The sequence below is a fragment of the Spirillospora sp. NPDC000708 genome, from assembly GCF_040299565.1.
Classification (GTDB): domain Bacteria; phylum Actinomycetota; class Actinomycetes; order Streptosporangiales; family Streptosporangiaceae; genus Spirillospora.
On sequence record NZ_JBEPCJ010000019.1, the window covers coordinates 25,859 to 49,135 of the forward strand.

General features: G+C 72.6%; 24 protein-coding genes. 16 read left to right on the forward strand and 8 right to left on the reverse strand.

The features are described from left to right. Nucleotides 1-124: 124 nt before the first annotated feature. Nucleotides 125-1,207 carry a Glu/Leu/Phe/Val dehydrogenase dimerization domain-containing protein gene (locus tag ABT299_RS16020; RefSeq protein WP_190867279.1) on the reverse strand — a complete coding sequence of 361 codons (1,083 nt, stop codon included), beginning with the start codon at nt 1,205-1,207 and terminating at the stop codon, nt 125-127. A gap of 95 nt (nt 1,208-1,302) precedes the next feature. On the opposite strand from ABT299_RS16020, the gene ABT299_RS16025 reads away from it, so the two are divergent. Together ABT299_RS16025 and bldC are read left to right on the forward strand one after the other, a co-directional pair. Then, nucleotides 1,303-2,220: a DUF8083 family protein gene (locus ABT299_RS16025; protein ID WP_500251216.1), complete on the forward strand. Its 918-nt coding sequence runs from the start codon at nt 1,303-1,305 to the stop codon at nt 2,218-2,220. Nucleotides 2,221-2,493: 273 nt separating this feature from the next. Then, on the forward strand, nt 2,494-2,697 hold the full coding sequence (gene bldC / locus ABT299_RS16030; protein WP_012850682.1) for a developmental transcriptional regulator BldC: 204 nt from the start codon (nt 2,494-2,496) through the stop codon (nt 2,695-2,697). A 350-nt stretch (nt 2,698-3,047) separates the two neighbouring features. On the opposite strand, the gene ABT299_RS16035 is transcribed toward bldC, so the two are convergent. Further along, the gene (locus ABT299_RS16035; protein WP_225991928.1) at nt 3,048-3,737 is read right to left on the reverse strand and encodes a TetR/AcrR family transcriptional regulator; all 690 of its coding nucleotides are present in this window, start codon (nt 3,735-3,737) and stop codon (nt 3,048-3,050) included. 291 nt (nt 3,738-4,028) lie between these two features. On the opposite strand from ABT299_RS16035, the gene ABT299_RS16040 reads away from it, so the two are divergent. The 3 genes from ABT299_RS16040 (at nt 4,029) to ABT299_RS16050 (ending at nt 6,746) form a co-directional block, all read left to right on the forward strand. Further along, entirely contained in the window at nt 4,029-5,141 is a 1,113-nt protein-coding gene (locus tag ABT299_RS16040; RefSeq protein WP_190867283.1) for a LacI family DNA-binding transcriptional regulator, read from the forward strand. Nucleotides 5,142-5,497: 356 nt separating this feature from the next. After that, nucleotides 5,498-5,734, forward strand: coding sequence for a hypothetical protein (locus ABT299_RS16045; RefSeq protein WP_151542608.1), 237 nt, complete (start codon nt 5,498-5,500; stop codon nt 5,732-5,734). A 169-nt stretch (nt 5,735-5,903) separates the two neighbouring features. Then, nucleotides 5,904-6,746 (forward strand): N-acetylmuramoyl-L-alanine amidase, encoded by an 843-nt coding sequence (locus ABT299_RS16050; RefSeq protein ID WP_500251217.1) that lies wholly within the window; start codon nt 5,904-5,906, stop codon nt 6,744-6,746. Here the strand turns inward: ABT299_RS16050 and ABT299_RS16055 are convergent. Further along, nucleotides 6,734-7,978 (reverse strand): MFS transporter, encoded by a 1,245-nt coding sequence (locus tag ABT299_RS16055; protein WP_500251218.1) that lies wholly within the window; start codon nt 7,976-7,978, stop codon nt 6,734-6,736. The two genes, ABT299_RS16050 and ABT299_RS16055, sit on opposite strands and share 13 nt — an antisense overlap. 89 nt (nt 7,979-8,067) lie before the next feature. Between ABT299_RS16055 and ABT299_RS16060 the strand changes: the two genes are divergently transcribed. Then, nucleotides 8,068-8,451: an ArsR/SmtB family transcription factor gene (locus ABT299_RS16060; protein ID WP_500251219.1), complete on the forward strand. Its 384-nt coding sequence runs from the start codon at nt 8,068-8,070 to the stop codon at nt 8,449-8,451. A 196-nt stretch (nt 8,452-8,647) separates the two neighbouring features. Further along, entirely contained in the window at nt 8,648-10,144 is a 1,497-nt protein-coding gene (locus ABT299_RS16065) for a DUF7059 domain-containing protein (RefSeq protein WP_500251220.1), read from the forward strand. On the opposite strand, the gene ABT299_RS16070 is transcribed toward ABT299_RS16065, so the two are convergent. Both ABT299_RS16070 and ABT299_RS16075 read right to left on the reverse strand, forming a co-directional pair. Next, nucleotides 10,134-11,396: a calcium:cation antiporter family protein gene (locus ABT299_RS16070; protein WP_500251221.1), complete on the reverse strand. Its 1,263-nt coding sequence runs from the start codon at nt 11,394-11,396 to the stop codon at nt 10,134-10,136. The genes ABT299_RS16065 and ABT299_RS16070 overlap by 11 nt on opposite strands. Before the next feature lie 105 nt (nt 11,397-11,501). Further along, nucleotides 11,502-12,578, reverse strand: coding sequence for a quinone-dependent dihydroorotate dehydrogenase (locus ABT299_RS16075; protein ID WP_387024189.1), 1,077 nt, complete (start codon nt 12,576-12,578; stop codon nt 11,502-11,504). Here ABT299_RS16075 and ABT299_RS16080 point away from each other — a divergent pair. Both ABT299_RS16080 and ABT299_RS16085 read left to right on the forward strand, forming a co-directional pair. Then, nucleotides 12,550-12,765, forward strand: a complete 216-nt coding sequence (locus ABT299_RS16080; RefSeq protein ID WP_500251222.1) for a hypothetical protein — start codon at nt 12,550-12,552, stop codon at nt 12,763-12,765. The genes ABT299_RS16075 and ABT299_RS16080 overlap by 29 nt on opposite strands. A 71-nt stretch (nt 12,766-12,836) precedes the next feature. Further along, nucleotides 12,837-13,031: a DUF6243 family protein gene (locus ABT299_RS16085; RefSeq protein WP_500251223.1), complete on the forward strand. Its 195-nt coding sequence runs from the start codon at nt 12,837-12,839 to the stop codon at nt 13,029-13,031. 69 nt (nt 13,032-13,100) lie between these two features. Here ABT299_RS16085 and ABT299_RS16090 read toward each other — a convergent pair whose 3' ends face one another. After that, the gene (locus ABT299_RS16090) at nt 13,101-14,120 is read right to left on the reverse strand and encodes a hypothetical protein (RefSeq protein ID WP_500251224.1); all 1,020 of its coding nucleotides are present in this window, start codon (nt 14,118-14,120) and stop codon (nt 13,101-13,103) included. 175 nt (nt 14,121-14,295) lie between these two features. Between ABT299_RS16090 and ABT299_RS16095 the strand changes: the two genes are divergently transcribed. Then, nucleotides 14,296-15,312 carry an SCO0930 family lipoprotein gene (locus ABT299_RS16095; protein ID WP_500251225.1) on the forward strand — a complete coding sequence of 339 codons (1,017 nt, stop codon included), beginning with the start codon at nt 14,296-14,298 and terminating at the stop codon, nt 15,310-15,312. A gap of 151 nt (nt 15,313-15,463) precedes the next feature. On the opposite strand, the gene ABT299_RS16100 is transcribed toward ABT299_RS16095, so the two are convergent. After that, nucleotides 15,464-16,774 (reverse strand): ammonium transporter, encoded by a 1,311-nt coding sequence (locus tag ABT299_RS16100; RefSeq protein WP_500251226.1) that lies wholly within the window; start codon nt 16,772-16,774, stop codon nt 15,464-15,466. Nucleotides 16,775-17,010: 236 nt separating this feature from the next. On the opposite strand from ABT299_RS16100, the gene ABT299_RS16105 reads away from it, so the two are divergent. The 6 genes from ABT299_RS16105 (at nt 17,011) to ABT299_RS16130 (ending at nt 23,063) form a co-directional block, all read left to right on the forward strand. Further along, nucleotides 17,011-18,324 (forward strand): extracellular solute-binding protein, encoded by a 1,314-nt coding sequence (locus ABT299_RS16105; protein ID WP_387024183.1) that lies wholly within the window; start codon nt 17,011-17,013, stop codon nt 18,322-18,324. 11 nt (nt 18,325-18,335) lie between these two features. After that, a complete protein-coding gene (locus ABT299_RS16110; protein WP_433244164.1) occupies nt 18,336-19,289 on the forward strand; it encodes a carbohydrate ABC transporter permease in 954 nt (317 codons plus the stop codon). Next, on the forward strand, nt 19,289-20,119 hold the full coding sequence (locus ABT299_RS16115) for a carbohydrate ABC transporter permease (protein WP_190867306.1): 831 nt from the start codon (nt 19,289-19,291) through the stop codon (nt 20,117-20,119). The genes ABT299_RS16110 and ABT299_RS16115 overlap by 1 nt, the downstream gene beginning before the upstream one ends. 20 nt (nt 20,120-20,139) lie before the next feature. Further along, nucleotides 20,140-21,510, forward strand: coding sequence for an ABC transporter ATP-binding protein (locus ABT299_RS16120; protein ID WP_500251227.1), 1,371 nt, complete (start codon nt 20,140-20,142; stop codon nt 21,508-21,510). Nucleotides 21,511-21,587: 77 nt separating this feature from the next. Next, nucleotides 21,588-22,292 carry a class I SAM-dependent methyltransferase gene (locus ABT299_RS16125; RefSeq protein WP_500251228.1) on the forward strand — a complete coding sequence of 235 codons (705 nt, stop codon included), beginning with the start codon at nt 21,588-21,590 and terminating at the stop codon, nt 22,290-22,292. Nucleotides 22,293-22,301: 9 nt separating this feature from the next. Then, entirely contained in the window at nt 22,302-23,063 is a 762-nt protein-coding gene (locus tag ABT299_RS16130) for a YqjF family protein (protein ID WP_500251229.1), read from the forward strand. A 4-nt stretch (nt 23,064-23,067) separates the two neighbouring features. On the opposite strand, the gene ABT299_RS16135 is transcribed toward ABT299_RS16130, so the two are convergent. After that, entirely contained in the window at nt 23,068-23,205 is a 138-nt protein-coding gene (locus ABT299_RS16135) for a hypothetical protein (RefSeq protein WP_500251230.1), read from the reverse strand. Nucleotides 23,206-23,277 lie beyond the last annotated feature (72 nt).

Here is a 23,277-nt window from a genome sequence, read left to right on the forward strand (position 1 = left end):
AGGCGCCCGCGACACGCGCGCGAGAGCGGCCGCCATCGGCGGAAACGCGGCGGACCGCCGCGGAGCCGGCCGTACCGGCCCCGCGACGGCCCGGATCACCGTCCGCTCGGAGGAGTCCGTCCGCTCAGAGGAGAATGCCGCGCAGGCGTCCGATCTCGGACATCCGCCGCTCGGCGAGCCGGTCGGCGGCCACCGCCGGCGGGACGCCCTCGTCGGCGGCCAGCGCGAAGATCTTCCGGGTCGTGTCGTAGATCCCCGTCGCGCGCGCCTTCGCCCGGTCGAAGTTGAAGCCCTCGATCTCGTCCGCCACCTGGATCACGCCGCCGGAGTTCACGACGTAGTCGGGCGCGTACAGCACGTCACGGTCCGCGAGGCGCTTCTCGATGCCGGAGTGGGCGAGCTGGTTGTTGGCCGCCCCGCACACCACCTTCGCGCTCAGCACCGGCACCGTGTCGTCGTTGAGGGACCCGCCGAGCGCACACGGCGCGTACACGTCCAGCTCCGTACGGACCATCTCGTCCTTGTCCGCGACGACGTCCACCTCGGGGTGCAGCGCCTGGACGCGCTCCACCGCCGCTTCGCTGACGTCGCAGATGACCACGTCCGCGCCGTCCTCGCGCAGGTGCTCCACCAGCCTGTGGCCGACCTTCCCGACGCCCTCCACGCCGACCCTCTTGCCGCGCAGGGACGGCGTGCCCCACACCGTCTCCGCCGCGGCGCGCATGCCCTGGAACACGCCGTACGCGGTCAGGATCGACGAGTCGCCCGCGCCGCCGTGCGCGACCGTCCGCCCGGTGACGAACCGGCACTCCCGCGCCACCACGTCCATGTCCTCGCTGTACGTACCGACGTCGCACGCCGTGTAGTAGCGGCCGTTGAGCGACTGGACGAACCGTCCGTACGCCCTCAGCAGCGCCTCCGACTTGTCCTTGGCGGGGTCACCGATGATGACGGCCTTGCCGCCGCCGAGGTCCAGCCCCGCCATGGCGTTCTTGTAGGCCATGCCGCGGGACAGGTTCAGCACGTCGGTGAGCGCCTCCTCCTCCGACCCGTACGGGTAGAAGCGGGTGCCGCCCAGCGAGGGGCCGAGCGCGGTGGAGTAGATCGCGATGATCGCGCGCAGGCCGCTGGCCTCGTCCTGGCAGAAGACGACCTGCTCGTGTCGGGGCTCTGTGCCCTTGTGGGGCGACCCGAAGACATTAGGCACGGTAGTGCCCTCCTCTCTGTCTGTAGATCAGACTAAGGGGCGCGGTATGGCGTGTTCGCGGCAGCGTTCGTCCGGTCTCATGTCACGATGCGGTGGTGTTTCCGTACGCGGCGTACCTACGGATATATGAACCGGTGACCGCCTTCCCGGAGCCCGCGCGGACCCTGTGGACGGCCTATGCCGACTCCAGGCGGCGGCCCCGCCGGATCCACGCGCTCGGCGCCGAGCACGACGACGCGGCGCGCCGGGTCGTCGGCGTGCCGCCGGAGGTCGTGCCGGACCGGGAGAGCCGGGACGCCTACGTCCGGCGTGTCGGCGACACGATCTACGTCTGCCCGTGGGAGACGCGGCTGCGGTCCTGGCTGGCGTTCGAGCGGTTCCGCGGGGAGCACGCGGCGGCGCTCGCGGCCGCGTTCGTCCCGCCGCCGCTGGCCGAGCGGGCCGTGCGCGAGTTCGAGCAGTGGAAGCGGGCGGGCCGCCCGCTGCGGCCGCACATCCTGACGAGCACGTGGCACGTGCCGCTGGACTGGTTCGTGCCGTTCGCCCGCGGGGAGCGGTGCCTGATGCTGGGCGCGCCGGGCGCCGGATACGGCCCGGAGGAGGACGCGTCCCAAGAACAAGCAGGTCATGGCCCTGCGACGGCGGCTCCTGCGCGTACTCTCATCTACGTCACCTCGATGGGGGAGGCGCGCCGCCGGGTCGCCGCCGCCCTCCCGGTGGTGCGCGAGACCCTCGGCGACGGGTCGGGAGAGGTCTTCCTGCTGTCGGCGGGCCGGCTGGACACGCTCGCCCGGTGGCTCGGGGAGTTCCATCCGCGGGCGCTGGTCGAGCTGGACTACGGCGGCCTCGTCCATCTGCTGGACGACCGGACGCTGCAGGGGGACGAGTCGGTCGCGGAGATGGCCGTCGCGCTCACCGGGATGGAGCGCGGTGAGGTCGAGCTGACCGTGGCGATGTACAAGCGTCTCCTCGCGCGCTGGAGGCCCGTACGGGCCCTCGAATCGGCGAACTAAAACAAATTTCCCGAATCCGCGCGCGATACGACTATACGTGTCGCTAGAATCACGCAGCGTGACCCAGTCATCATCGGACACGCGCAGCTCCCGGCCTCGGCGGGGATGTTTGCACGCAACTACCGCCAGGAACTTGCTTGTTGCGCTGAGTGGTGGCAAGGTTACACGTTGTGATGTCATAGTGGCTCTTTCGGGCCATAGGGGACATCAGTGACCGCGCGAGGATCAATCGCAGGATCGCTGTCATCGGTCCACGGAGGAGAGGCCGCAAACATGTCAGCACGTACGCCAGAGGCCGAGCCCCTGCTGACGCCGGCGGAGGTGGCGACGATGTTCCGCGTCGACCCCAAGACCGTCACGCGGTGGGCGAAGGCGGGGAAGCTCACGTCCATCCGCACGCTCGGGGGGCATCGGCGCTACCGCGAGGCGGAGGTGCGCGCGCTGCTGGCGGGCATTCCGCAGCAGCGGTCGGAGTAGCCGCTCCGGCCGGCCGGGCTCGAACCGAGCCCTGCCGGAAGCACCCGGCCGAACAACTGGGGGGGCGGTCAGGAGGCCCCTCGACGGCCTCGCACGTCGATTACGCGCGAGGACGCCGCAGCGGCCTCCTGGACGAACGGGCCGGGACCACGGTCATCCGAGAATCGCGGTCCCGGGCCGATCACCGTCCGGTCTGGATGTCCCGCTCGCGAACCGCGGGCGGGACAATCCTTTTCCCGACCCCGGTCTCGACGCCGGTCCCGGTCTCGGCCTCGGCCCGCGCCGGAGCGCACAGGGCGTGACCGGATGAGGTCAGCCGATCTTCCCGTTGTGGCAGGACGGGGCGCGGCTCAGACGCTCATCTCTTCCTGGGCGAGACGGTCGAACAGGGCGCCGGTCGACGGGTCGTGCTTGCCCGCCACGTGCAGCATCACCACGAGCTGGTCCACCACGAGGGCCTCCAGCTCGGGGCGGGTCACGTCGCGGTTGTCCAGCCAGTCCAGGCCCGCGGTCTCCACGGACGCCATCCACGAGCGCAGCGTGATGCGCAGGATCGGCGGCGGGGTCTCCACGTCCAGCGAGTGCAGGATCCGGTCCAGCAGGAGCTGCCGGATGCCGTCGACGATCTCGCCGACCTCGCCGGAGCGGTCCGCGGGCCCGCCGCGCAGCAGCGCCGTGTAACCGGCCGCGTGGCTCTCCACGAAGTCGAAGTAGCGCTCCAGCGACACCCGCAGCCGCTCCAGCGGCTTGCCCTCCGCCGGCGGCTCCAGCAGCACCGACAGCTGCTTGGCGGCGCTGCCGAGCGCCGCGAGGTACAGCTCGTACTTGCCGCCGAAGTAGTGGTAGACCAGCGCGCGCGAGGCGCCCGCGGCGGCCGCGACGTCGTCGATCGAGATGTCCTCGGGCGAGCGCGTGCTGAACAGCTGCAGCGCCGCCTCGATCAGTTCCTCTCGGCGTTCGTCCACGCTGAGCCTGCGGCGTCCTTGCCCGCCGCCCTGCCGGCTCCGCGCCTTACCGCCGGCCACCGCACGTTCTGCCACCTGGGCAGCGTATCCGAGGGCGGCCGGGGCGGGTCGCGGGCGCGTCCCGCGGGGCGGGCTTTTCACCGGGTCGTGATCACCCGCCGACACCGCTGTGATCCGGAACACCACAGGCCGCAACTGCCATTGTCGTATGCCCGTTACTCACTGTTGCGACGATATGGGGCGAAGGAGAGGCATCATGGCATCTCCTCCGCGGCGCAGGAGGTGCGCCGGCCCTCCGCGGCGTGCCGCCGCGGCAGGTCCGCCAAGACCCATGAGGCATGCCTAGGCCCCCCTGGACGGAGTGCCATGTCAGCTGGTGAAGCAAGCCCCCCGCACGAGACGCCGGTGGTGGGAGAGGGCGCGGTGCCCCCGCCGCGCGAGCCCGCCTCCGCGGCGCGCAGCGACGAGGGGAGGCCGGTGCCCGCGCCGAAGCCGACCATCCGCAACGTCGCCGAGCGGGCCGGCGTGTCGAAGTCGCTCGTGTCGCTGGTCATGCGGGGGTCACCGCACGTGAGCGAGCGGCGCCGGCAGGCGGTGCTGCAGGCGGCGCGCGAGCTCGGCTACCGGCCGAACGCGGTGGCGCGCAGCCTGGTCGAGGGCCGCACCCGGCTGATCGGGGCGATCGTCGCCGACCTGCACAACCCGTTCTTCGCCGAGTTCCTGGACGGCCTCCAGGAGAGCCTGCACGGCGCCGGGCTGCGGATGCTGGTCGGCAGCGGCCGCTGGGACCCGCTGTTCGAGGCGGAGGCCGTCGAGGCGTTCCTGGAGATGCGGGTGGACGGCCTCGTCCTGCTCAGCGTCGTCCCGGAGTCGCTGAAGGAGGCCGCGGCGAGCGTCCCGGTGGTGGTCGTCGGCGAGCGCGACGTCGTCGGGGTCGACATCGTGGTGGACGACGACGAGCTGGGCGCGAGCCTGGCCGTCGACCACCTGGTCGGCCTGGGGCACCGGCGGATCGCGCACATCGAGGGGGCGCGCTCGACGACCGCGCGGTACCGGCGGGCGGGCTACGAGAAGGCGATGCACCGGCACGGGCTGAGCGACGAGATCGTGGTCGAGCCCGGCGACTTCACCGAGGACGGCGGCTACCGGGCGACCCTGGAGCTGCTGCGCCGCGAGCGGCGGCCCACGGCGATCTTCGCGCCGAACGACCTGGTCGCCACCGGCGCGCTGTCGGCGGCGGACGAGCTGGACATGTCGGTGCCCGGGGAGCTGTCGATCGTCGGCTACGACAACACGCATCTCGCCGCGATCCGGCACATCTCGCTGACCAGCGTCGACCAGCCGCGCCGGGACATGGGGAGGGTGGCCGCGGAGCTGCTGACCGCGCGGATCGGCGACCCGTCCCGGGGGGCCAAGCAGAACCTCGTCGTCCCGCATCTGGTGATCCGTTCGACGACCGGCCCCGCTCCCGCCGTCTAGCGCGGCCTCCGCCGTCCGGCGCGCACGCGCCCGCGGGCGCTCCCCTCACGCCTGCCTGCGGCTCCCCTGGCGCCTCCCCGGGGGGGCTCCCTCGCGCCCGCCCCGGGTTCCCTGCCGCACCTGTCCCGCGCGCTCTCCTCGCTCCGTCCGACGCTCCGGACGGTCCGTGTTCCTCGAAGTGGTGTGGTGCGGGTAAGGGGCTGGCCAAGCCTGCCGCATTCATCAGCCTCCTCCCCCTCGGCGGCGCCTTAATGGACTCACCGCTCGGCGTGGCGCGCGGGCGGCTCCTGTATGGGGCCGCCCGCGCGGCCGGGCGGTACGGGTAAGGGTCGTGTTCACCCAAGGGGGTTCAGCTCGTGCGTGATCCGGAACTGGTGTCGTGCGCGCAGCGCGCGGCGAGCGAACTGGAGCAGGCGTGGTCGCAGTGGCGGCACGCGCGCGGCCTGGCCGAGCAGGTCTCGGAGTCGGTCGCCAGTTACGTCGCCCATTCGATCGACCACCCCTGGGGGCGGCCTCGCGTGGTCCTCGGCCTGGACGCGGACGAGGCGCGCGCGCTGGCGGCGCTGCTGGGCAAGGAGGACCCGCTCCTCTGACCGGAGCCTCCCCGTGCCCGTACGGGCGAACCAGGGCCGTCCAGAGCCGTCCTCGTTGACCTGGTACGGCCGGAACTCGCCCTACCCGTTTCTCCGACTTCGTTTGACGAACTCCCGCGCGTGTGCAGACTGTCAGGGTCGGTAACGAAGTCATCACGGAGGACGGTCTGTGCGCATCCAACGAGGAGGCCCCGCGGTCGCCGGTCTCGCGCTGTGCCTCGGCGCACTGGCCGCGTGCGGCGGATCGACCGGCGGGAAGGCGTCGCCGGCCGGTGACACCGCGGCGCCCCCGACCACGGGCGCGACGACGGGCACCTCGGCGGGCGGCCCCGTCTCGCCGCAGGGGTCCGGCGGGCACCCGCTGGCGGGCAAGGTCATCGTGATCGACCCGGGCCACAACGGCGGCAACGCCTCGCACCCGCGCGAGATCGCCAAGCCGGTGTACGTCGGCAACGGCACCAAGGAGTGCGACACCACCGGCACCGACACCGTCTCCGGCTACTCCGAGCACGCCTTCACCTGGGACGTGTCGAACCGGCTGGCGAAGATCCTGCGCGCGGAGGGCGCGAAGGTGACGCTGACCCGCAAGAACGACACGGGCGTCGGGCCGTGCGTGGACCAGCGGGCGGCGGTCGGCAACGCCGCGCACGCCGACGCCGCCATCTCCATCCACGGCGACGGCGCGGCCGCGTCCGGGCACGGGTTCCACATCATCGAGCCGCTGGCGGTCGGCAAGAACGCCAAGATCGTCGCTCCGTCCGCCAAGCTCGGCACGGCACTGCGCGACGCGTACCACTCCGGCACCGGCATCTCCTACTCCACGTACCTGGGCACGAAGGCCATCGACAAGCGCAGCGACCTCGGCGGGCTGAACATGTCGACGGTCCCGAAGGTCTTCATCGAGTGCGGCAACATGCGCAACAAGGGCGACGCGGCCAAGATGACCAGCGCCTCGTTCCGGCAGCGCATGGCGGAGTCCCTCGCGAAGGGCTTCCAGAACTACCTGTCCTGATCGTCGGCGCGGCGGCGGGCCGCCAGGACGACGAGGCCGCCGGTCGCGGCGAGGGCGGCGAGCGCGGCGGCGAACAGGGTGGCGCCCGCGGTGAGGCCCACGGCGTCGCTGAGGTAGCCGGCGGTGACCGGCAGGAGGCCGGCGGGGACGTAGCCGCCGATGTTGAACGCGGCGTTGGCCTCGGCGAGGCGGCGCGGCGGGACGGCGGAGTTCAGCAGCGACAGGCCCCCGAGCTGGCCCATGCCCTGCCCGGCGCCCGCGAGCACGGCGGACGCGGCGAGCGCCGCGACCGACCCGCCGTGCGCGGCGCCGACCAGCGCGGCCATCGCGGCGGTCGTGGCGGCGGCGCCCGCGAGGAGGACGGCGCGCCGGGGCAGCCGCTGGACGGCGAACTGCACGCCGGTGGCGGCGGCGAACATGACGAACGCCATGCCGCCGGCGACGATCCGGTTCCCGGTGCCGAGCAGCCCGGACAGCAGTGACGGGCCGAGCGACAGCACGAACGACGTCGCGGTGATGCCGGGCGCGAAGACCGCGATCCCGAGGACGAGCCGCATGCCGCTCCCGCGCGGGACGCGCGGGACCCGGATCCACGACCGCGCGGCGGGCCCGGACGGGCGTCCGGCCGGCATGCGCAGCACGACGAGGACCGCGGTGGCCAGCAGGACGGCCTCGACGGCGAACACGGTGGCGGTCGGGGCGGGCAGCGTCTCGGACAGGACGCCGGACAGCAGCGGCCCGAGGCCGGCGCCGAAGACCATCGCGGACGAGGCGAGGAGCGCGGCGAGGCGGCGGCGGGACGGCCCGGCGACGTCGGTGACGGCGGCCATGCCGGCGGAGACGGCCGCGCCGACGGCGACGCCGGTCATCAGCCGGGCGGCGATGAGCGCGGCGACGGTGCCGGCGGTCGCGAACACGCCGCAGGCGGCGAGCGCGAGGGCGAGCGCGGGCAGCAGCACGGGACGGCGGCCGAACCGGTCGGAGAGCACGCCGGACACCAGCAGGGAGCCGAGCAGCCCGACGATGTAGAAGGCGAAGACGACGGTGAGCGTGCCCTTGGAGAAGCCGATGTCGCGCTGCCAGAGCACGTAGAGCGGGGTGGCGGCGTTCGACAGCACGAAGACGGCGGTGACGGGCCAGGCGGCGAGCCAGATCCAGCGGGTGGGGACGGCGGCGGGCGGGGCGCCCTCCGGGGCGTCCTCCGGGGCGCGGATCGTCCGGGCGTGCGACATGGGGGGTCCCTTCGCCGAAGCAGTACGACTTTTTTCGAACATAACATGCAGTACGATGAAACTCGTACATGTGGGAGAGGGGACGCGGCATGGCGACGACGGGGACGACCACGCGACCGGCGATCCGGGTGATGGCCGAACCGCCCGGCCTGCCCGAGCCGCTGCCGGAACCGGCCGTCGAGGACCTCCGGCTGGAGACGGTGTTCGGCGCGCTCAGCGGGCCGCTGCGGCTGGAGATCGTGCGCAGGCTGCTGCTCGAACGCGAGGAGTTCGACCATCCCTGCGGCTGGTTCGGGTTCGACCGGCCGAAGTCGTCCCTGACCCACCACTTCAAGGCGCTGCGCGAGGCCGGCGTCCTGCGGCAGCGCCAGTACGGCCTGGAGCGCCGCAGCGAGGTCCGCATCGACGACCTCAACGCCCGCTTCCCCGGCCTGCTGGATTTGATCGCATCGTCCTCGGCGTCAGGCCACTAGACGGCCTTCCTGCAACGGACGGCGCGTGCGATCGCTGCATCGCTCCGACTCGCCCTGGGGGCTCGCTGCCCGATCGGATTCTCGCTTCGCTCGAATCCGGCTTCGCTCGCGATCGCGACGCCTGGGGTCCGTGCGGGGCCGGGGCGGTGCAGCGCGGGTTCGGGCATGCCGGAGAGCGGTCGGGCAGGATAGGCGGATGCGTGATCTTCGGGAGGCCCTGCGTCGCGTCCGTGCCGCGTTCGAGGACGCGGGCTACACCGTCGGCGGCGTGCGCGAGCTGCTCGGCCCGGTCGCGGGCGGCGCGCTGGCCCGCGACGAGATCGTCCCGGCGCTGCGGGCGACGCGCGGCGGGTCGGCGCTGGAACTGCTGACCCGGCTGTTCTGGTTGCAGGTGCCGGTGGACGCGGCCGCCCTCGCCGCGGCGGGCCTGGACGACCGCGACCTGTTCGCGGTGGGGCTGGCCGAGCCGTCCGGTGCGGAGGTGCGGCCGCTGCTGCACGCCGAGCCGCTGGAGTCGGTGAGCGGCGAGGGGCACGCGGGGTACGTCGTCTCCGATCTCAAGGTGCGGCCCGGCTCCGGAGCGGTCCCGGCGGACGACCATGTGGTGGGGGCGGGCGGCGCGTCGGGGAATCTGGCCCGGCTCGTTGTCCACAGGGCTGTGGACAACGTCCTCGATCTCGGTACCGGCTGCGGCGTCCAGGCGGTGCATCTGCACGACCGGCTGCGCCCCGGCCGGATCACCGCGACGGACGTGAACCCGCGCGCCCTGGAACTCGCCGCGATGAGTTTCGCGCTGTCCGGAACGGACGGCGTCGAGCTGCTGGAGGGCTCGCTCCTGGAGCCGGTGCGGGGCCGCCGCTTCGACCTGATCGTGTCGAACCCGCCGTTCGTGGTCGCGCCGTCCGGCGACCGCCGGTTCACCTACCGGGAGTCGGGGATGCCCGGCGACGACTTCTGCCGGCGGCTCGTCGGCGCCGCGCCGGAGATGCTGGAGGACGGCGGATACTGCCAGCTCCTGGCCAACTGGCTGCACGTCGACGGCGTGCCGTGGGAGGAGCGCGTCGGCGCGTGGACGGCGGGCTGCGACGCGTGGATCGTCCAGCGGGACGTCCAGGACCCCGCCGAGTACGCCGAGTTGTGGCTGCGCGATTCGTGCGAGGCGGGAACGCCCGAATACCGGGCGCGCTACGACGCGTGGCTCGACCATTTCGAGCGGCAGGGCGTCACCGGCATCGGGTTCGGGTGGATCACGCTGCGCCGCAGCGACCGCCCCTCCGTCCGGATCGAGGAGCTGCGGCAGGCCGTCGACCAACCCGTCGGCGCCTATCTGGAAGGCGTCCTGGACGGGTTCGGGAACGCCGAAAAGTTTTCCACAGGCTGTGGATCGCGGGTGCGGGCGGCGGCCGGGCTCGTCCAGGAACAGGTCGGCCCGCCGGGCGCCGAGGACCCCGAGCGGATCGTGCTGCGGCAGACCGCGGGGCTGCGCCGGGCGGCCGGGGTCGGCACAGTGGAGGCGGCGCTGGCCGGGGTCTGCGACGGCAGCCTCCCGATCGACCCGCTCCTCGACGCGATCGCCCAGCTCACCGGCATGGACCCGGGCCAGGTCCGGGCGCACGCCGAGGCCGTGCTGCCGGAGCTGATCGCCGACGGCTTCTTCGAGACGGTCCGGCCCGCGCCGGCGGCTAGTGCCTGAGGACGGTCTCCATCGCGCGGCCGAGATCGCGGTACCGGTTGATCAGGACGGTGAAGCCGATCGCGAGGTAGATCCCGGAGAGGACCAGCCGGGCCTGCTCGCCCGGCAGCGGGAACTGGATCGCGAACAGCACGAACAGCAGCGCGGCCTCCCACCGCCGCAGCACCAGGTCGATGAGGAGGCCGAGCCCGAGGACGGTCTGCGCGGCGGTCAGCAGCACCTCCTCCAGCTGCCGCGAGTCGAGCGGCAGCGACCAGGCGCCGCCGCCCGCCTTGTAGGCGAGGGGCAGGCTGCCGATCAGCAGCGTCCACTGGTTGACCTTGCTGGACAGCAGCGTGCCGATCGCGTCGGCGTCGCGCAGCCGCCACGCGAACATCACCGCGACGATCAGCTCCGGTGCCTCGGACGCCAGCGGCGCGAGCCACTGGACGAGCAGGAACTCGTCGACGCCGAGCGCGGACCCGGCGTCCACCAGCGAGTTCGCGAACGGTTCGGCGGAGATGAACACGAGGATCGCGCCGATCGCGAACCCGGCCGCGGTCGCGGAGCGGCGCATCCGGCGCGGCAGCGTGACGAGCCAGGCGGGCACCCCGGCGAGGTTCTCCACGTCCTCGCCGCCGCCCCGGGCGATCCGGCCGAGATAGACGATGTACACGGCGATCAGGACGATCGCGATGTACCACCCGATCTCCGCGGTGAGCGCGGGGACGAAGCCGAGCACGGTCGCGAGCGCGAGGAACCCCAGCTCCGTCCGGTGGTGCGGGGCGAGGCGGACGTCGCGCTCCTCGCCGGGCGGCAGCGCTCCCGGCCGTCCGCCGTGCCTCCTGCCGTGCCGCCGGCGGCGCCGGGTCGTCCGCCGGACGCCGAGCGTGAACGCCAGCACGACCAGCGCCCACCCGACGCCGACGAGGAGGCGGTTCGCGCCCGTCATATTGGCCGCCGCATAGCCCGCGTAGTGCGGTTTCGTGCCGGCCGCGAACGCGTAGTACACGTCCACGGCGTACTCGGGGAGGACGGCGATGAGGGCGAGCAGCGCGAGGGCGAGCGCTCCCGACATGTCGGCACGGGCCGTCTCGGCCGCCCACATCAGCAGGACGGCGGCGGCCAGCACCCCGGCGCCGTAGATCACGGCGGCGGCGACGGAGGGCGGGTGCAGCCCGGCGACCCGCGTCACGAGGGCGGGCATGCCGACGGCCAGCGCGGCGCCGATGCGGACGAGCAGCGTCTCACGGGGCACCAGGTCGCCGGGCATACCTGCACTCGTGCCCGCGCGATGCTCAGCTCACGGCAAAGCCGCGATCTCCGTTGGGTCCTGGCGTGTCGCCCTGCCCGCGGCCTGAGGACGAGACGCCCCGGCTCAACGGGGGCGGCGGGCGGCGGTGATGGTGGGGAAGGCGCTGGTCTTCAGGCGGCGGGCCAGGTCGCGGTGGACGCGGTGGGCCCACAGCGGCCCGCCGTAGATCATCCCGGTGTAGCCCTGGACGAGGGTCGCGCCGGCGCGGACGCGTTCCCACACGTCGTCGGCGGACTCGACGCCGCCGACCGAGACCAGGACGAGCCGGTCGCCGACGCGGTCGCGCAGCCGGCGCAGCACGTCCAGCGACCGGTCCTTCAGCGGCGCGCCGGACAGCCCGCCGGTCTCCTTCGCCAGCGCGGCGTCGCTGCGCAGCCCGGAGCGCTCGATGGTGGTGTTGGTCGCGATGATCCCGTCCAGGCCGAGGTCGAGGGCGAGGTCGGCGACCGCGTCGACGTCGGCGTCGGCGAGGTCCGGCGCGATCTTGACCAGCAGCGGGACGCGGCGCGGCGCGGACCGGTCGGCGGCCTCGCGGACGGCGGTGAGCAGCGGTCGCAGATGCTCGACGGCCTGCAGGTTCCGCAGCCCCGGGGTGTTCGGGGAGCTGACGTTGACCACGAGGTAGTCGGCGTGGGGGGCGAGCCGCTCGGTGCTCGCGACGTAGTCGGCGGCGGCCTCGGCCTCCGGGACGACCTTGGTCTTGCCGATGTTGACCCCGACGATCGTGCCGGGACGGCGGTCGCGCAGCCGGGCGGCGGCGGCCTCGGAGCCGGCGTTGTTGAACCCCATCCGGTTGATGACCGCCCGGTCGCGGACGAGGCGGAACAGCCGGGGGCGCGGGTTGCCGGGCTGGGGCCGTCCGGTCACGGTGCCGATCTCGACATGGCCGAACCCGAACGCGCCGAGCGCCTCGTAGGCGACGGCGTCCTTGTCGAACCCGGCGGCGAGGCCGAGCGGGCTCGGGAAGTCCAGGCCGAGCGCGTGGACGCGGAGCGCCGGGTCGCGCGGCGCGAGGACCCGCCGCAGCAGCGGCGCCGCGCCCGGGACGGCCTGGATCGCGCGCAGCGCCCGCAGCGTCAGGTGGTGCACGGTCTCGGCGGAGATCCGGGCGATGACCAGTGAGAACAAGAGTCGATACATCGCCCGCCAGTATCGCAGCACCGGCCCGCCCGAAAACACGTTGCCCGCCGCGCGGGGCGGTCCCTACGGCGGCGGGATGATCAGCGATCTCCTGGCCACCGCCGCGTGGCCCGTGCTCCAGCGCGTGCATCCGCCGCGTTCCGCCGGACGATCCGGCCGGGACGCCCGGGTAGTGAAGGGCGTCTGAGCGTCACCGCTCCCGCGCGGCCGGATCTGGGTGCAGGACCGATGGCACACCAGCCCGGACGGGAGTCGATCATGTCCAAGAGCAGGAGCCGGAACGGCATGCTCGGAGTCGGCGGCCAGCGCAAGAAGATCTCGCGGCGCGCGCTGCGCGGCGGGGAGGCCGCCGTGCCGGGCGGCGCCGCCGATCCGGCGGCCCGGAAGAAGGAGCTGCTCAGGAAGATGCGCGAGCGCGCCGAGCGGCGCGACTCCGCGGCGGACGAGCAGTAACGATCACCAGAGCGCGCCGGTCTCCGCACGGGAGGCCGGCGCGTTCGGCCGTCCGGCCCGGGGCCGGGCTCAGCGGCCGAGGAAGGTGCGGCGCAGCGTCCGGCGGACGTCCCGGCTCGCCTCGCGCAGCGTCCGGCGGACGGCGCGCAGCGGGTCGCGGACGGTGACGCGCCATGCCGCGCCGATGCCGCGCCCGATGGGGACCAGCACGGTCGTCCCGAACCAGCGGAGCGGGATCAGCACCAGCACGCGGAAGGGCGCGACCACCAGGGTGCGCCATAGCCAGGACAAGACGCGGGCGGAGAGCCGCCACGTCCCGGCGATGCCTGCGCCGATCGGCGCCAGCACGTACCGCCACAGCGCGCGCGCCGGAACGACGACGAAGACGCGCAGCAACCACCCGAGACAGCGCCCGGTCTGCCGCCATGTCCACACGACGGCGGTCGCGAACGCCCGCCACGCCGCGGCGAGCCCGCGGCCGATCCAGTGCGCGACCCAGGCGAGTCCGAGCAGCGGCGGCAGCAGCAGGTACCGCCAGAGCAGGCTGACGGGCAGGACGAGGAGGACGGCGACGAGCCATCCGATGCCCCGGAACAGCCACGCGAATCCGCGCCCGATCCATCCGCCGAGCCAGGCGAGGCCGCGTCCGAGGGCGCGGAGCGGCCTGAGCAGGACGAGATCGAGGACGTGCCCGATCGGCGTCAGGACGTACCGGTAGAGCCGGCGCGCGGCGGCCGCGATGCCGATGCCGAGCATGCGCAGCGGCCACCACAGGACGAGGCCGAGCGGCCGCAGCACCCACCGGTACAGCGCGACGGCGATCGCCGCCGGGACGCGGATCAGGACCCGCCAGCACGCCGCGACGCCGCGTCCGACCACCGTGAGCAGGTCGTACAGGAGCCGGAACGGCACGACGACGATCAGCGCGATCACCCGCGCCGGGACGACGAGCCAGGCCGGACCGGCCGGCGGCTCCGGCTCGGGCGGCGGCGGCTTGGCGAAGAGGCCGGCCGGCTGCGGCGGCGACGGCTTGGCGAAGAGGCCGGCCGGGTCGGGGGACGGGCGGCTCGGACGGTCGGGGGTCGGCACCTGCATACCTCGATCGCGGTGTTCGTGGGCTTTTCCTGGGACGTGTCCGAGGTTGAACCCGTTCCGCGCCCTTCACCGTACTGCTCCTCGATCAGGACGAGCGGTGCGGCCGCCTCCTCGATCGGCGTGCGGCACCCGGACCGAGCCGGGGCCCACAACACATGGAGGACACGAGATGCATTTCCCACGTTGGGCGTTCCCCGCCGCGGCCGCCCTCATCGCGTCCGGGATGGTGCTGTCGGCGTGCGGGCAGGAGAACGGGAACGGCAAGGGGCAGCGGAACGCCGCCGCCGGGAGCAGAGCCCAGGCGGACCCGTCGGCGTCGCCGTCGCCGTCCGCCGCGCCGACGACGCTGGAGGTCGCGAGCGTCACCAGGCTCGGCAAGGTGGTGACGGACGGCCAGGGCAGGACGCTGTACCGGTTCGACGACGACACGGCGAAGCCGCCCGCGTCGACCTGCGCGGGCGCGTGCGCGAAGGCGTGGCCGCCGGTGTGGGCGAACGGCGCTGCCACGCAGGTCAAGGGCGTCGAGGCGGCGCTGGTCGGGAAGGTGCGGCGGCCGGACGGCAAGTGGCAGGTCACCCTCGGCGGCTGGCCGCTGTACCGGTACGTGAAGGACCAGAGCCCCGGCGACGTGCGCGGGCAGGGCGTCGGCAAGAAGTGGTACGCGGCGGCGCCGACCGGCAAGAAGGCGCTCGCGGCGGCCAAGACCGCGAACAGGTGGAAGGGCTGGACGGTCGTCAAGGCGAAGAGCGACCCGAAGTTCGGGATGATCCTGACCGACGGGAACGGCCGCACGCTGTACCGCTACGACAAGGACACCAGCAAGCCGCCGAACTCGACGTGCTTCGGCGCGTGCAAGAAGGCGTGGCCGCCGGCGGTGTTCAACGGCTGGAAGCACCTCAAGCTCGAAGGCGTCAGCCGCAAGGTCGTCAACTTCATCGAGCGCAAGGACGACGGCAAGTGCCAGCTCACGATCAACGGCTGGCCGATGTACTTCTACGAGAAGGACAAGCAGCCGGGTGACACCAAGGGCCAGGGCGTCGGCGGGGTGTGGTGGCTGACGAGGCCGAGCGGTGCGAAGATCATGACCGGCGGCGGTTCCGGCGGCGGTTCCGGCGGCGGTTCGGGGAGCGGTTCGGGCACCGGGTCCGGCGGCGGCTCCGGTTACGGGACGGGCGGCGGTTACTGAGCCCCCGCGCCGTCCCCAAGGGCGAAGGCGCGGGAGGATCGCGGGTCGGTCGGGGTCCGCGAGCCTCCCGCGCCTTCTTCGTCTTCCCGCGTTCCCAGGTTCCCGCGTTCTCCGGGGACGGGCCGGGCCGGGGCGCGGCGGGACGGGCGGGTCAGGCGCCCTGCTCCTGCTGCTTGGCGATGCCGAGCGGGGAGGGGTGGGCGAGCTTGCCGATGGGGTTGGCGTGGCCGTTGACGCCGTGCTCGTAGGCGGTCTCGGCGTGCAGGGCGAGGTCGACGCCGCTCGTCTCGTCCTCGGCGGACACCCGGAACCCCATGACCTTGTCGATCAGCTTCCCGACCGCGAACGTGACGGTGAACGCGAACAGCCCGACGACCGGGACCGCGATCGCCTGCTTGCCGAGCTGGACGCCGCTGCCGCCGGCGATCAGCCCGGCCGCGCCGCCGGTCATCGAGCGCACGGCGAGCAGCCCGATCAGCAGCGTCCCGATGACGCCGCCGGCGAGGTGGACGCCGACGACGTCGAGGGAGTCGTCGTAGCCGAGCCGGTGCTTCCAGCCGACCGCGTAGGAGCAGACGACGCCCGCGACGAGCCCGACGGCGAGCGCGCCGAGCACGTTCACCGACCCGCAGGACGGGGTGATCGCGACGAGGCCGGCGACGACGCCGGACGCGGCGCCGAACGTGGTGGGGCGGCCGTCGCGGCGCTGCTCGACGAGCAGCCAGCCGAGCAGGCCGGTGCAGCCGGCGACGAGGGTGTTGAGGAAGACGGCGGCGGCGGTCCCGTTCGCGGCGAGCGCGGACCCGGCGTTGAAGCCGAACCAGCCGAACCAGAGCAGCCCGACGCCGAGCAGCACCATGGGCAGGTTGTGCGGCCGCATCGCCTCCTTGCGGAACCCGATGCGGGGGCCGAGGACGAGCGCCATCGCGAGCCCCGACGCGCCGGAGGCGATCTCGACGACGAGCCCGCCCGCGTAGTCGAGGGCGCCGAGGTCGGAGATCCAGCCGCCGCCCCACACCCAGTGGGCGATCGGCGCGTAGACGGCGAGGGCCCAGACGGGCACGAACACCATCCAGGCGGAGAACTTCGCGCGGTCGGCGATGGCGCCGCTGATGAGCGCGGTGGTGAGGATCGCGAAGGTGAGCTGGAAGGTCACGAACAGCAGCGCCGGGACGTGACCATGGGGTGTCGTCGGGGTGATGCCTTTAAGGCCCACGTGCTCGAATCCGCCGAGCAGCCCGAGGCCGCCGAGATCGTGGCCGAACGCCAGGCTGTAGCCGGCGACGAGCCAGGAGACGGTCACCAGCGCGACCGACACCAGGCTCATCATGATCATGTTGAGGGTGCTCTTGGCGCGGACCATCCCGCCGTAGAACAGCGCCAGTCCGGGCGTCATCAGCAGGACGAGCGCGGTGCTCGCGAGCAGCCACGCGGTGTCGCCCGCATCGGTTCCTCTGGGCACGGCGTCTCCCCCTTCGCGGATCCGGTGTCCGCCATCGAGAATCACCCGTGTCCGTTTCGTGTCCTATACCGCTTTGTTTCGGCTGTGTTTCGTGTTGCCGGTGCGTTGCGTTCCCCTCACCATCTCACTCTTCGCATCTCGACAGTTACGCATTCCGGTGTTCTCATGAAATCGGACCCGCCATGGATGCGTTCCGGCGAAGCGCCCGCACATGGTGGGTGGCTTCGGGAGGCCCGATGGTCGAGGGAGTCGGACGAGCACGCAGAACCGGTACCGCACTGAGAGCCGCGGTCGCGCTGGCGCTGGCGGCGGGCGGCCTCGCCGCCTGCGGAGGCGGCGGCACCCCCACCCTGAACTGGTACATCAACCCCGACAACGGCGGGCAGGACAAGCTCGCCGCCGCCTGCTCCAAGGCGTCCGGCGGGAAATTCAAGATCAAGACCTCGCTGATGCCGGACGACGCCACGCAGCAGCGCGAGCAGCTCGTCCGGCGGCTGGCCGCCAAGGACGGCGGGCTCGACCTGATGAGCCTCGACCCGGTGTTCGTCGCGGAGGCCGCGAACGCCGGGTTCCTGCGGCCGTTCCCGGCGAGCCAGGCGGCGCGGTTCACGCAGGGCGTGTTCCCGGTGGCGGTGCAGAGCTCCACCTGGGACGGGAAGCTGTACGCCGCGCCGTTCTGGGCGAACACGCAGCTGCTCTGGTACCGCAAGTCCGCCGTGAAGAAGGCCGGCGTCGATCCGAACGCGCCCGACTTCACCTGGGACAAGATGATCGACGCGGCGCTGCGCACCGGCACCACCGTCGGCGTGCAGGCCAACAAGTACGAGGGCTACATGGTGTGGATCAACGCCCTCGTCGCGTCCGCCGGCGGGCAGGTGGTCGGCGAGGCGCAGAAGGGCGACAACGCCCGGATCGAGATCGACTCCCCGGCCGGACGGGCCGCGGCGACCATCGTCCACCGACTGGCGACCTCCCGGGCCGCGAGCCCGACGCTGTCCACCGACATCGAGGAGCAGTCCCGCGCCCTGTTCAACGGCGCGCGCGGCGGCTTCATGGTCAACTGGCCCTACATCTGGGCCGCCGACGCCAGCGACGCCAAGGCCGGCGTCATCGGCAAGGCGATCCCGTCCGACATCGGCTGGGCCCGCTACCCGAAGGTGGCGCCGGGCCAGGACAGCAAGCCGCCGTTCGGCGGCATCGAGGTCGCGATCGGCGCCTACGGCAAGTACAAGAACACCTTCGCCGTGGACGCGGTCACCTGCATCACCTCCACCGAGCACCAGAAGGAGTACATGCTCGCCGAGGGCAACCCGGCGGCGCGTCCGGCCGTCTACGACGACCCGGAGATCCAGAAGCAGTTCCCGATGGCGGGACTGATCCGCGACTCGATCAACGCGGCGGCGCCGCGCCCGATCACGCCGTACTACACCGACGTGTCCGGCGCGATCCAGAGCCGCTGGCACCCGCCGGCGTCGGTGAACCCGAACTCGACGCCGCGCGAGTCCGCCACGTTCGTCCACCAGGTCCTGCGCGACCAGCGCCTGCTCTGAAGGGACCGACGATGACCGCAGTGCACACCGCCCCCGCCGCCGGAAGACCCGCGGCGCCCGCGGCGGAGATCTCCGACCGCGGCCGCGCCGAACGCCGGCTCGGCCTCCTGCTGTCCGCCCCGGCCGTGATCGTCATGCTGGTCGTGACCGCGTACCCGCTCGTCAACGCGCTGTACCTGTCGCTGTTCAGCTACCGGATCACCGCGCCGGACGACCGCCGCTTCGTCGGCCTCGCCAACTACGGGACGGCGCTGTCCGACCCGCTGTTCTGGCAGGACGTCCTCACCACCTTCGTCATCACCTTCGTCACCGTCGCGGTGGAGCTCGTCATCGGGTTCGCGCTCGCGATGGTGATGCACCGGGCCGTCTTCGCGCGGCGGACCGTCCGCACCGCGATCCTGCTGCCCTACGGGATCGTCACGGTGATCTCCGCGTTCGCCTGGAAGTACGCGTTCGACCTCCAGTCGGGGTTCGTGAACTCCTGGTTCGGGCTCGGCGACTACGCCTGGTTCTCCGGCCGCTGGTCCTCGATGACCGTGATCGTCCTGTCGGAGATCTGGAAGACGACCCCGTTCGTGTCGCTGCTGCTCCTCGCCGGGCTGGCGCAGGTGCCGGGCGACCTCGGCGAGGCCGCGACCGTGGACGGCGCGACGGCGTGGCAGCGGCTGCGCCGGGTGACGATCCCCAACATGAAGGCCGCGATCCTCGTCGCGGTGCTGTTCCGCACGCTCGACGCGTGGCGGATCTTCGACAACGTCTTCGTCATGACGTCCGGCCAGCAGAAGACCGAGACGCTGTCGTTCCTCACCTACCGGCAGACGATCACCCGGACCGCGATCGGGCTCGGCGACGCGGTCGGCGTGCTGCTGTTCCTGTCGGTGGTCCTCATCGCGGTCGTGTTCATCAAGGGGTTCCGCGTCGACCTGGCGCAGGCGCGCGGCGAGCGCGGGGGAGGCGAGAAGTGATGGAGACCGCCCGTTCGAAATGGCTGTGGGCCGTCGCGTCCCTGCTGATCCTCGTGTGGACGGTGTTCCCGATCCTGTGGATCGTGATGCTGTCGTTCAAGCAGCCCGGCGAGATCGGCAACCAGAAGGGCTTCCTGCCGCACCACTGGACCTGGGACAACTACCGGACGGTCTTCAAGACCGACCTGTTCACCGCCGCGCTGATCAACTCGATCGGCATCTCGCTGATCGCGACCGTGATCGGCGTCGTGTTCGCCACGCTCGTCGCGTACGCGATCGCCCGGCTGGAGTTCCCCGGCAAGAAGGCGATCCTGTCGTTCGCCCTCGCGATCGCGATGTTCCCGGTCGTGTCGCTGGTCGGGCCGCTGTTCGACCTGTGGCGCGACGTCGGCCTGTACGACACCTGGCCGGGGCTGATCATCCCGTACATCTCGTTCGCGCTGCCCCTCGCGATCTGGACGCTGTCGGCGTTCTTCCGCGAGATCCCGTGGGAGATGGAGCAGGCCGCGCAGGTGGACGGCGCGACGACCTGGCAGGCGTTCCGCAAGGTGATCGTCCCGCTGGCCGCGCCCGGCGTGTTCACCGCCGCGATCCTCACCTTCTTCTTCTGCTGGAACGACTTCGTGTTCGGGATCTCGCTGACGTCGTCGGACCGGGCCCGGGTCGTGCCCGCCGCGCTGGCGTTCTTCACCGGCGCGTCGGAGTTCCAGCAGCCGACGACCGCCATCTGCGCGGCGGCGGTCGTGGTGACCGTCCCGATCGTCGTCATCGTCCTGGCGTTCCAGCGCCGCATCGTCGCCGGGCTGACGTCCGGCGCAGTCAAGGGCTGAGGGCCCGAGGGGGTTGAAGCATGGCCGCCATCACCATGAAGAACATCGTCAAGCGGTACGGCGACGGGTTCCCGGCCGTGAACGAGGTGTCCCTGGACGTGCGGGACGGCGAGTTCATGATCCTCGTCGGGCCGTCCGGCTGCGGCAAGTCCACCCTGCTGCGGATGATCGTCGGGCTGGAGGACATCACCGGCGGTGAGATGCGCATCGGCGAGCGGGTCGTCAACAAGATCGCGCCGCGGCAGCGGAACCTGTCGATGGTGTTCCAGAACTACGCCCTGTACCCGCACCTCACGGTGTTCGAGAACATCGCGTTCCCGCTGCGGCTGGCGAAGGTGCCGCGCGAGGAGGTCGACCGCCGCGTCCGGGAGACCGTCGAGCTGCTCGAACTCACCGAGCATCTGGACCGCAAGCCGGCGAACCTGTCCGGCGGGCAGCGGCAGCGCGTCGCGATGGGCCGCGCGATCATCCGGCAGGCGAACGCGTTCCTGTTCGACGAGCCGCTGTCGAACCTGGACGCCAAGCTGCGCGGCCAGATGCGCACGGAGATCTCGCGGCTCCAGCGCCGGCTCGGCGTCACCACCGTGTACGTCACGCACGACCAGACGGAGGCGATGACGCTCGGGGACCGCGTCGCGGTGCTGCGCAAGGGCGTCCTGCAGCAGGTCGGGAGCCCGCGCGAGCTGTACGAGGAGCCGGTCAACCTGTTCGTCGCGGGGTTCATCGGCTCGCCGTCGATGAACTTCCTGCCCGCGTCCGTCGACGGCACGGCGCTCGACACCCCGCTCGGCCGCTTCGAGGTCGGCGACGAGCGCAAGGCCGCCGCGGTGGCGGGCCGCGACGTCGTGCTCGTCGGGATCCGCCCCGAGCACTTCGAGGACGCCGCGCTGGTCGGCGCGGAGAGGAAGGCGCGCGGCAGCACGGTCAGCGCGCGCGTCGACGTCACCGAGTGGCTCGGCAACGAGCTGTACGCCTACGTCCCGTACGAGGCGCCGGCCGACCTCGCCGCGCAGCTCCGCGACCTGTCCCGCGAGCTGGACAGCGACCAGCTGCGCACGCAGGCGGTGGTGGCGCTGGACGCGTCCAGCGGGATCACGCCGGGCGACGAGGCGGAGCTGTGGATCGACACCTCGAAGATCCACATCTTCGATCCGGCGAGCGGCGAGAACCTCACCCGCGACGAGGCGCGGGTCGCGGAGCTGGCGCGGGTGGCCGAGCGCGCCCGCGAGGCCCAGCGCCGTGCGCAGCGTCCCGGCGAGGGCGCCGGCGCGGCGGGCGACCCGGCCGGCGGCGCTCCGCGCGCGGCGGGCGGGGCGGGCGCGACCGGAGACGAGGCGGGCGCGCCGGAAGGGGAGGAGGGAGCGGCGACCGCGGGCGCCTCGGAGACCTGACCCCGCGCCCCGGACGGCGCGTCCGCGCGTACTGCGCGGGCGCGCCGTCCGGCGAAGGGTCTGGCACGATCGGACGCATGTACGACCGCTTCGCCGACGAGTACGCCGCGCACGCCGAAGTGAGCCCCCACAACGCGCTCTACGACCGTCCGGCCGTGCTGGGCCTCGCCGGGGACGTGCGCGGCATGACCGTGTTCGACGCCGCGTGCGGACCCGGCCTCTACGCCGCCGAGCTGCAGGAACGCGGGGCCCGGGTGCTGGGCTGCGACGCGAGCCCGAGGTTCGTGGAGCTGGCCCGCGAGCGCACCGGGGGCCGCGCGGACCTGCGCGTCCACGACCTGGCCGAGCCGCTCGACTGGGTCCCGGACGGGACGGCTGACCTGGCCGTCTTCGCCCTCGCGATCCATTACCTGGACGACCGCGTCGCGCTGCTCAGGGAACTGCGCCGCATTCTCGCGCCGGGCGGGGCGCTGGTGCTGTCGACCGAGCATCCGACGTCGAAATGGCTGCGGCTCGGCGGCTCCTACTTCGACGTGGCACCCGTCGAGGAATCGCTCAGCGACGAGCGCGACTGGCCGATCCGCGCCTGGCGCATGCCGCTGACGGACATCTGCGCCGAATTCCGCCGCGCCGGGTTCCTGATCGACGAACTCCTCGAACCCCGTCCCGTTCCGGAGATGGCCGAAAGCCATCCCGACGACCACGCTTCGCTGAGCCGGGTCCCGGCCTTCGTGGCCTTCCGGCTGATCCCGCGTCCCGGCCGGGCGGGGGCCGCCGCCTAAACTGGCCGGGTGCCGTCCCGCAGCGCGCCCGCCGAACCGGTCACGCCCGATCCGCCGGGCACGATCGACCGCCCGCTGCTCACCCAGTCCTGGCTGGACGTGACGATGGTGCACTGGACCGCCGATCCCGCCGACGTGGCGAGACTCCTCCCGGCGGGCACCCGGCCGGACACCTTCGACGGCGCCGCCCACGTGGGCCTGATCGCCTTCCGGATGCACCGCGTCGGCTGGCTCCGGTTTCCCGGCGTCCCGTATCTCAGCCGTTTCCCCGAGACGAACGTCCGCCTTTATTCGGTGGACGGGAACGGCCGGCGCGGCGTCGTGTTCCGCTCCATGGACGCCTCGCGCCTCATCCCCGTGCTCTTCGGGAGGATCGGTTTCGGGCTGCCTTACCTGTGGTCGCGGATGTCGGTCCGGCGCGTCGGCGACACCGTCTCCTATATCGGTTCGAGGCGCTGGCCGGGGCCGCGCGGCGCGGGCTGCAGAATGGTCGTCCGCGTCGGGGAGCGGATCGATGAGCCGACGGACCTGGAGCATTTCCTGACCGCCCGGTGGGGGCTGCACAATGCCTCCTTCGGCCGGACGATGTTCCTGCGGAACGCCCATCCGCGCTGGCCGCTGCACCGCGCCGAACTGCTGAAATGCGATGAGGACCTGGTGGCCGCCGCCGGGCTGCCCGCGCCGGGCGGCGAACCGGTGAGCGTCCTGTACTCGCCCGGCGTCCCCGCCCGTTTCGGGCTGCCGTCCGGCCCCCTGCGCGCCGACGCCTGACCCGTCAGGCGCCCTCGATCTCGATCCGGACGCCCCGGCTCCCGCCGGCGGCGTGGAGTTCCAGCACGCGGGCGGCGAAGCCGGGCGGGACGTCGAAGAGCAGGTAGCCGCTGAAGGAGGCGGCGATCCCCTCGACCTTCACGCCGCACCGGGGGTCGGACGCGGTGCAGAGCGGGGCGGGACCCCGCCCAGTGGACCCATGGGAAAGGCGGTA